Origin of the sequence: Geobacter argillaceus (assembly GCF_007830735.1) — a bacterium.
GTDB classification, from domain to species: Bacteria; Desulfobacterota; Desulfuromonadia; order Geobacterales; family DSM-12255; genus Geomobilibacter; species Geomobilibacter argillaceus.
Genome location: NZ_VLLN01000009.1, coordinates 52,706 through 62,674 on the forward strand (window position 1 = coordinate 52,706; position 9,969 = coordinate 62,674).

Sequence of the window (9,969 nt, forward strand, 5' to 3'; positions counted from 1 at the left end):
TTTAAAACTTGTATGGCAGGCGCCAGAAGAACAGCGTCCCCGATCCCACCAGGACGGATGAACAGGATTGAGGAAAAGCGCCTCTCTCGCCTCTCAAGAGGAGGTGGCAGCAAGGAAACGACTATTTTCCCCAAAACGGCGTCCAGCAGTTTCAACAGTGCAATGTTAATGGCTGCCCCCCCCGCGCCGACAAGATGTCCCGATACAGCGCCTGGTAGCGCTCCACGACCCGCACCATGTTCAGGTTGTCATCGATCCAGCGCCTACCGTTGTCAGCCATGGCCTGTCGCCTTGATTCATCCCCGAGCAGGCGCATGATCCCCCGGGCCAACTCTCCGACCTCGTACGGGGGGGCGAGATAACCGGTTGTACAATGGGTAATGATGTCTGAGAGACCGCCGACATCAAAGGCAACGGATGGGGTTCCGCATGCCATTGCCTCCATGACCATGTTGGGAAGATTCTCCTGGCGCGACGGCGCAACAAAGAGATCGGCGGCACGGTACAGAAGCACCAGACGCTCATCATCGGCTATGATCCCGAGGTTCCTGGCTGGCAGGCCGCAAGCAGGCAGAGTCCGGCTAAGGATATCGCCAAAGACCACCAATTCCGCATTCTGCAGCTTCTCTCCGTTCAGGGAGTGAAGTGCTCCACGCAACAGGTCGAACCCTTTGTTGGGATCAGAGAGGGCACAGTTTGCCCCAAAAAGGATCAACCGGCGGTCCAGTGGCAACCCCAGTGCCCGGCGAGCCTCCAACCGGTCACCCGGGCTAAAAATGGCCGTATCAATACCGTTGGGAATGACCTCGATCCGACAGCGCGAGAGCAGCGAACTGGCTTGCGCCGAACGGGCCAGCCATCTGCTCGGTGCAACGAAGGTAATGTCAAGCTGAGGCCAGCAGGCCGCTTTGCGGTGCCAGACCCAGCGGCTGAGATCATGTTCGTGGCGGGCATTGAGCTGCGGGCAGCTACCACAGGCGATGCGATAGCGGTCGCAGGTGTCCGGCAGGTGACACCCGCCGGTAAAGGCCCAGGAATCGTGGAGTGTCCAGACGAGCGGCCATGCCGACAGCCGGGCGATGGCGGATATCGGCAGAAACCCGTGGCCGATGCCGTGGAGATGAATGAGATCCGGAGAGCAGGCCATCACTTCGGCATCAATGTTCTTCGGCAACCAGGCTAAACTCCAGGGGGGGCTCAGGCGAGAACGGTAGCAGAGCAGCGGCAACCCATCCAGATAAGGCCGCAGTGCACCCGCCGTTCGGGCAAACCAGCCTTCGGGACCGGATACCAGCGGGTCATCACTCTGCCTGTACTGGACCAGCATACTGCAATCCGCGCCCAGCCGGCTCAGGTGCCGGTAAAGACGGTGCGCTGAACGGGCCGCTCCGCCCGCCTGCTCGAATGTGCTGAGCAACAGACACCTCACCGGACGAGGTCCCGTACGCTTCCCCATACATGGTGCATAACATCGCTAAGTTTCAGCAGGAATGGTCTCTCGGAGAGAGATTTTGTCAACAGCTTTGCATCATAGTCAGGATCGGCAGCGACAAGATGATTTATTTCTAAAGGAAATTGGCAAGGAAGCGTGGGAAGGGCCGCAAATGAATTATTCGGATCTACCGTGTGGGTGGCATCGGCGTTGAAGCCGATATTGGAGACAAGATTCGTTGCCGAAACCAGAGTCAACCCTGACTGATTGAGCTGGGCAAAACTCCACTGGTAATCCCACGTGTCAACATGTCCCGCCGCAACTCTATCAAACTCCAGAGCCCGCATCCGGTACAGGCTGCCGCCGCCGAGCAGTTCACAAATGTGCTGCCGTGACTCCGGATTCAGCCAGAGAGTCATGTCGACATCATAAAAACGCCATGCCCGACTCCAGGTCGCCCACCCCCAAACACCTCCGTACAGAGAAAAATGATACCGTTGCAGGTCAGCCTTCCACCTGCCCAGAGGATTGGAACCGCAAACAGACATTACCCTTTCGTCGTCCCGATAGCGGTCCAGCATTTCCTGGCAAAACCGGAAAAAAGTTGGGTCCGGAAGACAATCATCCTCCAGGATAATGGCCTCCTCCACGCGACTGAAGACCCAGTCCAGCCCGCTGGCAACCCGTCGCTTACAGCCCATGTTCTCCTCTGCATACGCTCGCTCCACCGCACACGGCCAGTCGACCTGTTCGACGATGCGGCGCACCTCGGCACATCTGGCGAAATCCTCTGACCGGTCGGACCGAGGGCCATCGGCCACCACGAGCAGCCTGGCTGGCCTGGCTTCCCGGATCGTCGAAAAAACCCGTTCGGTTGGTGCGGGTCGGTTAAAGACCAGCAGGACCACCGGGGTGGTAAGCGAAAACCGGTTCATGGCCGACCCGAGCCCTGCATAAGGCGGGCATACAGGTTCATGATATGTAGCTCCTGCTCCTCTTCCGAGAACCGGCTCCCGGCCCGCAGCCTGCCGAACTCGCCAAAACGCTCGCACAGTGCCGGGTCTCCCAGCAGTTCCAGAATACGGGCCACAAACGCCTCGCTTTCCGTAGGGTGGCAGACAAAGCCGGTCCCGCCGTCGATGACCGACTCCGGCAACCCTCCCACCCTGGCAACGACACAGGGGAGACCGTACGCCATGGCTTCGAGAACTGCAATGCCATGGCTCTCCTTGAGACTCGGCTGAAAGTAGAGTTGGGCCTTGACATACCACTCCCCCGGCTCCGCAACATACCCGGGGAGGATGATCCGGTCATCCAGACCAAGCGTCTTGACCCGCTGCCGCAATGGTTCAAGGAGTTCTCCGTCTCCCAACCAGACAAATGAGACATCAGGCCTCTGCCGGAGTACCTGCCGGGCAACCATGAGCCATGCATCGGGATTCTTGTAGGAGACCAGATGGCCGGCAGTCAGAACCAGTGGCTGCCGTTCTCTCTTCACCTCAGGGACGGTCTTGCAGCTATTGTACACCACGGCAACCTTGCTGCGCAAAACCCCCATGTGACTGCTGACCAGGGCCGCCGCCGCGTGGGAGACGGCTACAACCGTATTCTTATCGAGCCAGGTTCCAAGCCTCAGATAGAGCCTGGCCGGAAAACTGAATTGCCGGTCAGGGATAGTATGCAGCACATAGAGAACCGGTCGGGGATAGAACATGGCGATTGACATCCGGCCGGGGTCCGCAGTCGAAACGACAATGACGTCGGGCTGCCAGGTGCGGACAGCACGCCATGAGAACAGGAAGTCCCAGCACGGGGTCAGGAACGGCAGCGTACCGGCCCTGTTCCTGTTTGACCTTTTCCATACCGGCACGGAAAAGGTGGCGCCCAGCTCGGCGAATGCGGGATCGAACAGCTTTTCGGGAATGAGGAGTGCGGAGTCGATGCCTCGGTCCCGATGAATTGCCAGCAGGCGTTCGAGGAAGCGGAATATCCCTCCGGAGGAGCCGCCGTCATGGATAACAAGAACGCGCATCAGTTTTTTCTGGCGATTATCAAACGCATGTCCGCACACCGGTCACGCCACCGCTCCCAGACCGGGGCTGGCTGCTGCCGCTCCCTGCAGACGAGATAATCTCTCTCCTGAAGGATTTGACAGTGAGGGGCCAGAATCTCGCGTATGGCTGCCCACTCGATATGGTCGTGCTTGTGAACATGGATGTCGCCTTCGTCAGCAATCCTATTCCTTTTCAGCCAGACAGCAGCAAGCAGATAACGCCACAGCCCCTTCCGGGCAAACAGTTTCGGCAATCTCGGCAAAACAGGGGGAGGTTTCACCTCCTGAAGCTCGGCCAACTCCCGGCTGTACGCCGAATACTCCGGCTCATCCTCCCAATAGGAGGGACAGACCTCATGGTCGATGTAAATAATGCCGCCCGGTTTCACAACCCGGACAAACTCTCCAACCGCAGCCAGGTAATCGGGAACATGGTGCAGTACCGAGTAGGTTGCCACCAGGTCAAAACTGGCCGAATCAGCCCAGGCCAGGTCCCGGCCGTTGAGGACTGTGGTCTCCAGACAGTGCTGACGACCGGTCGATGTGCGCAGTTCCCTCAGGCAACCTTCTGACACATCCGCTGCAACCACAGTTGCGCCCAGCGACAGAAGCTGCCGGGTCAGGTTTCCGGTCCCGGCGCCAAAATCAAGGACACGCGGTGCAACCGCGCCGGTGACCAGCGAGGCAAGGCAGCTACGCAGGCTGTCCGCAATCCTGCCCTGCTCGGTCGGATTGAAGATTTCGCCATGCCGCTCCTCGTAGAGCGGAGCAGTAGCATTGTAGATTTTCCTATTAAGCTTGACCGCATCATGCATCATATGCGCCACAGCCAACGGCCTCAGCCGGCATCAGACAAACTCCTTGTGGGCAACCGACTTCAGCATGCCCCGCAACAGGGTATTGTAGTTCATGTAGTAGCACTTTACACATCTTGAACCATCCAGAGGGGTGGTACTCCGGGCAAGAATCGTTTCAAGGTCAACGGCCCTGCCCAGACAAAGCTCTTCCGGCAGGTCTCTGGATGGCACTTGCAGAGCATACTGTACGCCACACAACAGGCATAGAGAGTAAAACTTTCAGTGGTATCGAATCAGCTGCCGTAAAAGAAGTTTTTATATCCACCGCTCGTTTCACTGTATCCTCCTGTCTGGTATTTGTTATGATCCCGGGTCATCTGGAAGCTAAACTCTGATACATGGCGATAATCCTCTGCTTCAACATAGTGCCGTCGAGGCGTTCTCTGGCCAGGCGGGCATTATGCTCTGCAGCGCCGTTCACCAGCCCATCGTCAGCGAGAGCCAGTCGGATGGCCTTTTCCACCTGCTCCGGATCCTCCGGCGGAACCAGCAGGCCGTTTATCCCATTATCGATCCATTCGTCTGCGCAGGCGGTCCAGGACTGTACCGGAAATGCCCCCATCACCATGGCTTCGAGCAGAGAGGTACTGATGGCGTCACCAATACTGAGGCCGAGGGATATGCGGGCACGGCCGTGCCACGCCATCATTTCGCAATGGGGAGTGTCATGCGGAATGAGTATCACCGGTACTCCCGTCGATTCCTGAAACAACTCGGCCGCCAACTCCACATCCGGAGAGGCGGAATACACGGCAATCGTGTATCCGCCCAGAAGTTCGGCACAACGCTCCAAGGCGCGCAATGCCACCAGTGCACGGCCTGCCCAGGTCTGATACCCCTTCACCATAATTACCCGGCGTTGGTCAACGGCCCCGTCCTGACGCAGTGCCGAAACCGCAGCAAGGTCGAAACCACCGGTATTGGGAAATACCGGCAGCGCTTGCCCGGTAAAACCGAAAGCCCTTGCCAGACAAATATCGCGTTCACACTCGCACGAATAATAATCGGCATACCGCAATACTTCGCGGACCTTGTCCCTGTGTCCGGACAATCTGCCGAAAAGGTATATGTCACTTCCCCAGTTCGTAGCAATCCATTTAGGAAACGGACCGTTGAGCAACCGTCGCGACTCCAGAGTCAGATAGCCTGCATGCTGAAATTCGAGCGACTGGATGAGGTCCGGTTTGAGACGGGTAATAAGATGTGCCAAACGAGCCACCCTGAAACGTGGCCAGTACCGCGCCAGAACCCGCCTCCCGACATCGGCAGCCAGAGTATGGGGAATTGGCAGTCCCCGCATCCTGACGGAACTGTCAGCCACTGTCGTGGGCGCGTATGTCGTGTGATACACGGTCAGATTCCGCATCGCCGGGTGGACGTAACCGGTATCCCTGCTGGGGAATAGGTGAATATCCCAACCCTGATCGCAGATCTGGCCGAGCCAGCGTGCGGTGTGGATGCTCTCCGACATTGCGACGCAAAGTATCTTCATAACCCCTTCAGGCTTCTCTTCCTCTTGGTCCGCCGCAGAGAGCGGTGATGCCTCTCCAGATCGTAACGGCAGCCAATCGCGACAGAATCAATGGCGCATGCCGAAAGGACCCGGCCAGCAGCTGCAGCGCATAACGGCTGCTCATCACGTGGTTTACCAGCAAGTAGTCGACGGTATCCACGGGAGCAAGTCTGACAGCCTCTTTGAAAAACCCCCGGGAAAGTGGTCGCATCTTTTCAAGCGCATGAACTGCCAGAGCATAGTGCAGATAAAGCCGTGCACTCCCTTTGCGCCACTGCGGCGACTCTCCGCCATCCTGCTCTTTTATCTTGCCGGTATAGTAGGCAATCGCTGCGAACACCTTTGCCGGGTGTTCCATCCGGTTGCCGGAATGCGTCCGGATTGTCGTCAAGGGCACGTCAAGGGCAAAAATCCCGGCTACCTTTGCAATACGGCGCCACAGGTCGGTATCCTCGAACCGATCGAGTCTTTCGTCAAACCCCCCCACCGATTGCAGGATCGACGAGCGCACCATGACCGTCGGCAGGAGGATGGTCAACGGCAGGTAATATGCAATCCTGTCGTAGATGAAGCCGGACTCCGTTGCCCGGTAATAGGGGGTCCCGCTGTTGGTGGCGTAAGGGGAGAAGAGCTCCCTCCCCTGTTCGTCAATCACTCTTGCCGCGGTATAGACCATCCCGTAATCGGGGTGAGCTTCCAGAATCTCAACCTGCCTCTCCAGTTTATCCGCAGTAAAGAGATCATCCGAATCGAGAAACGCAACATACCTGCCCCTGGTGGCGGCCAGGGCGCGGTTGCGGGCAGCGGAACGCCCCTGATGCTCCTGATGCATATAGATGAATCTGTCGGCCGGGAACCGGGCAGCAACCTCCCTCGTGCTGTCGGTTGAGCCGTCATCGACAATCAGGACTTCATAATCGGCAAACGTCTGGCCGACGATGCTCTGCAACGCCTCCTGCAGCAAGGCGGCACGGTTGTATGTCGGTATGATCACGCTTACCAGCGGACTTTTCATAGGGTGATCTCCCGGACCGCTCAGCGAGCCACACAGGAGCGGAACCCGTCCCTGAACCCCAGCAGCATCAGCCGGTAAAGCAGCTTCAACCTGCCGGGGAGTTCCACGCTGCCAAGTGCCCGGTACGACAAGCTGCGGGCCAGACGCGATGCGCCCCGGCAGTGCCTCGTGTAAAAGTTCTCGGCAACTGCGGCGTACCCCGCAGAGAGCGGCATTCCTGCGGCGGCGACAACTTCCGCAGGAGTCAATTCCCTGATGAATTTGCCCAGGATTTCGTTCACCTCTCTCATATGAAGGCTGTTCATCGTCACTGTCCCCTGGCTATCGTGGTGTCGCGACTGAATGAGCTTGAGCGGCTGATGAACGAACGAGAACCTGCCTGCCAGCCGGAACCAGAAATCATAATCCTGCGTCGTCCGGAGCGATTCGTCGAAAACACCGCACAGCTCGAAACAGCGCCGGGGAATGAGCGTGGTGCAGCCGTGAATCGGATGGCTTATTGTGAGAAAGTAACGCATATCCTGCGGCGCAGGAGGATTGGCCAGCTCAATGGCGCCGGTCAGCTGCGAACGGGCATTGATGATGTCGTAATTGCTGTAGAGGATGACATCGTCGGTTGGATGCCCGGCAAGAAAGTCCATCTGGGAGGATATCTTGTATGGGTAATAGAGATCATCGTGACTCAGCCAGGAAAAGAATGCGCCGCGCATCTCCCGTATCCCGGTGTTCAGGGCCGAAGCAACCCCGCCATTCTCTTTCCGGAAATAGCGGATCGCGTCGCCGTAAGAGAGGGCGATCTCCTCTGTCCTCCCTCCGTCCGTGGAACCGTCATTGACAACGATGACCTCGATGTTCCGGTAACTCTGCGCAAGTGAGCTGTCGATCGCCTGAGCGAGATAATCCGCGCCGTTATAAACCGGAATCACGATGGAAACCATCCCCTGATGTGCGAGTCCGTCCTGCTTCATCACAAGCTACCCATATCAGACTATCCCCTGGAAAACAGCCGGTAAAGTTTTCTGAACAGCCAGCTCCGCTTTATCTTCAGCCCCAGACGCAACACGACCAGCAGCCGCTCCGTGACTGCCGGGCTGAAATCGTTGGCGAGCATCGCAACGACCTGATGCGTGTTGAGCAGTTCGCCAAGGTTGCCCGATGCGGCAGCAATGTCGTGGATCGCCTGAACTGCCTTCCTCCCCGGCGGTGTCTGCTGTTGCCTTGCTTGCGGCTTGGTCATTATAGCCCAGAATGCGCCAAACGGCTCATCCAGGGGCTTGCCCATGTTGTCGGCGAGATGGAACGGGTCCGCCAGGAAGATATCCCAGGCATCACCGAAATCTTCGGGATACCAGCCTGACTTGTGCTCCTGCCATGCCCCGCCATCGAGCCCCCAGGCATCCTTGCCGTCACCATGCGACTGTGGCATGAAACCGAGCGGCGTAAATACGGCTATCTGCCTCCGCGCCAGGCGGACCGTTGCCTGCAGCAGCTCTCTTGCCTCCTCCTTGTCGAGATGTTCGATGACATCAACGAGAAATACCGTGTCGACAGATCCGGTGGGAAAGAGCTGCACCGCCTCCCGCCAGCCGGCATTGACAACCAGATAACTCCGGTCGAAAGAAGCGGCAACCGCTGCCTGCAGGTTACCGACATACTGCGGGCAGGGTTCGCAGCAGATATGCGTCATCGGCCGCACCAGTTGCTGGGGTCTGATCCCGCAGCCGATATCAAGCAGCAGGTCAACCTGCTCCAGCCGCCCGGCAACGGTTGCCAACAGCATGTCCGCCTCGACTCGCACAACACTCATGAAAAAACCGACCTCACACCCTTGCGGTGGACCATTCCAGGTCCGGCCTTAGATAGCCACCGTACTCGCCAAAATAATCGCGCCGGACGGCAACACCATCAAGCACTTCCAGCCTCAGCGCCTCCCTGACCGTCACCAGGTCGGTGAACGATTTGCCGAACAGGTTGACCGTTACCGTGTACCGGCGATTGTTGAGCAGTCGACCGGGAATGATGCAGACGGAGCGATACGTGCCAACCGGCATCGGTGCGCCATACCAGTTCGGCTCGCTGTTGTTGATGGAACTGAAAACGCACGAATTGTCCGTGTCGTGGACGATAAGGGTCAGACCGATCGAGGCGCCTTCGTTTTTCACTGCGAACACGATTTCAATCTGCAATTCCGTATCCGTGGTAATGGTTTCGAGCGGAACCCCGTTCCGGTCACAGGCGGCAATCCGCCTGAGCAGCGCCGACGAGTTTTGCGGGGCTGCCGGCTCCTCAGACCACTCCCGCCGATGAACCTGCTCGCAGGAACCACCCAGGTAGCCATCTATCGCTGTCGTGACATCGTCATCCAGAACAAGCGCCCCCTGGTGAAGCAGCAGCGCCCGGCTGCACAAAGACCGGACAGCAGTCATGTTGTGGCTGACGAACAGCACGGTACGCCCCTCCTGCCCGATCTCATCCATCTTGCCGAAACATTTCTTCTGGAACTGGGCGTCGCCGACGGCAAGCACCTCGTCGACAATGAGAATCTCAGGTTCCAAATGAGCGGCCACGGCAAATGCCAGCCGCACGTACATCCCGGAGGAGTACCGTTTCACCGGCGTATCCAGGAACCTGTCGATTTCGGCAAAGTCGACTATCGCGTCGAACTTGCGCCTGATCTCCGCACGGCTCATGCCGAGGATCGCTCCGTTAAGATAGATGTTCTCCCGTCCGGTAAGCTCCGGGTGAAATCCTGTCCCCACCTCAAGAAGACTCGATACCCGTCCCCTGATGGCAATCCGCCCTCCGGACGGCTCGGTTATGCGGCTGAGGAGCTTCAGCAGGGTCGATTTGCCAGCGCCGTTCCTGCCGATTATGCCGATCCGTTCGCCCTGCGCCACCTGAAAACTCACTCCGTGCAATGCCTGAAAGAGTTCGGTTGTCCGTTCCGATGAACGATGCGCCAGCGGATTGAGCAGGCTGCGGGCAATCCGGCCCGCGCCGGCACTGATCAATTCCCGTAGCGAGCCGCCCTGCTCGCCCTGCCGGTGGCCGATGACGTACTGCTTGGAGAGGTTTTCAACACTGATTACCGGGTCCATG

10 protein-coding genes are annotated in these 9,969 nt (G+C 58.3%); all 10 read right to left on the reverse strand.

Features of this window, described 5'->3' with window-relative positions:
* Nucleotides 1–151 precede the first annotated feature (151 nt).
* The 10 genes from JN12_RS08970 to JN12_RS09015 all read right to left on the reverse strand — a co-directional run bounded on the left by JN12_RS08970 (nt 152) and on the right by JN12_RS09015 (nt 9,968).
* Complete coding sequence (locus tag JN12_RS08970; protein ID WP_170241876.1) at nt 152–1,417, reverse strand: glycosyltransferase family 4 protein; 1,266 nt, start codon at nt 1,415–1,417, stop codon at nt 152–154.
* An 8-nt stretch (nt 1,418–1,425) separates the two neighbouring features.
* Nucleotides 1,426–2,367 carry a glycosyltransferase family 2 protein gene (locus JN12_RS08975; RefSeq protein ID WP_145021438.1) on the reverse strand — a complete coding sequence of 314 codons (942 nt, stop codon included), beginning with the start codon at nt 2,365–2,367 and terminating at the stop codon, nt 1,426–1,428.
* Nucleotides 2,364–3,464, reverse strand: a complete 1,101-nt coding sequence (locus JN12_RS08980) for a glycosyltransferase (protein WP_145021441.1) — start codon at nt 3,462–3,464, stop codon at nt 2,364–2,366. The genes JN12_RS08975 and JN12_RS08980 overlap by 4 nt, the downstream gene beginning before the upstream one ends.
* Nucleotides 3,464–4,303 carry a class I SAM-dependent methyltransferase gene (locus JN12_RS08985; protein ID WP_145021444.1) on the reverse strand — a complete coding sequence of 280 codons (840 nt, stop codon included), beginning with the start codon at nt 4,301–4,303 and terminating at the stop codon, nt 3,464–3,466. The genes JN12_RS08980 and JN12_RS08985 overlap by 1 nt, the downstream gene beginning before the upstream one ends.
* Before the next feature lie 30 nt (nt 4,304–4,333).
* Entirely contained in the window at nt 4,334–4,513 is a 180-nt protein-coding gene (locus JN12_RS08990) for a hypothetical protein (RefSeq protein ID WP_145021446.1), read from the reverse strand.
* 142 nt (nt 4,514–4,655) lie between these two features.
* On the reverse strand, nt 4,656–5,834 hold the full coding sequence (locus tag JN12_RS08995) for a glycosyltransferase (protein WP_145021449.1): 1,179 nt from the start codon (nt 5,832–5,834) through the stop codon (nt 4,656–4,658).
* A gap of 7 nt (nt 5,835–5,841) precedes the next feature.
* Nucleotides 5,842–6,870: a glycosyltransferase family 2 protein gene (locus JN12_RS09000; RefSeq protein ID WP_145021452.1), complete on the reverse strand. Its 1,029-nt coding sequence runs from the start codon at nt 6,868–6,870 to the stop codon at nt 5,842–5,844.
* A 20-nt stretch (nt 6,871–6,890) separates the two neighbouring features.
* Nucleotides 6,891–7,838, reverse strand: a complete 948-nt coding sequence (locus JN12_RS09005) for a glycosyltransferase (protein WP_145021455.1) — start codon at nt 7,836–7,838, stop codon at nt 6,891–6,893.
* Nucleotides 7,839–7,858: 20 nt separating this feature from the next.
* Nucleotides 7,859–8,677 carry a class I SAM-dependent methyltransferase gene (locus tag JN12_RS09010; RefSeq protein ID WP_145021458.1) on the reverse strand — a complete coding sequence of 273 codons (819 nt, stop codon included), beginning with the start codon at nt 8,675–8,677 and terminating at the stop codon, nt 7,859–7,861.
* Nucleotides 8,678–8,690: 13 nt separating this feature from the next.
* Nucleotides 8,691–9,968, reverse strand: coding sequence for an ABC transporter ATP-binding protein (locus JN12_RS09015; protein WP_145021461.1), 1,278 nt, complete (start codon nt 9,966–9,968; stop codon nt 8,691–8,693).
* Nucleotide 9,969: the final 1 nt, after the last annotated feature.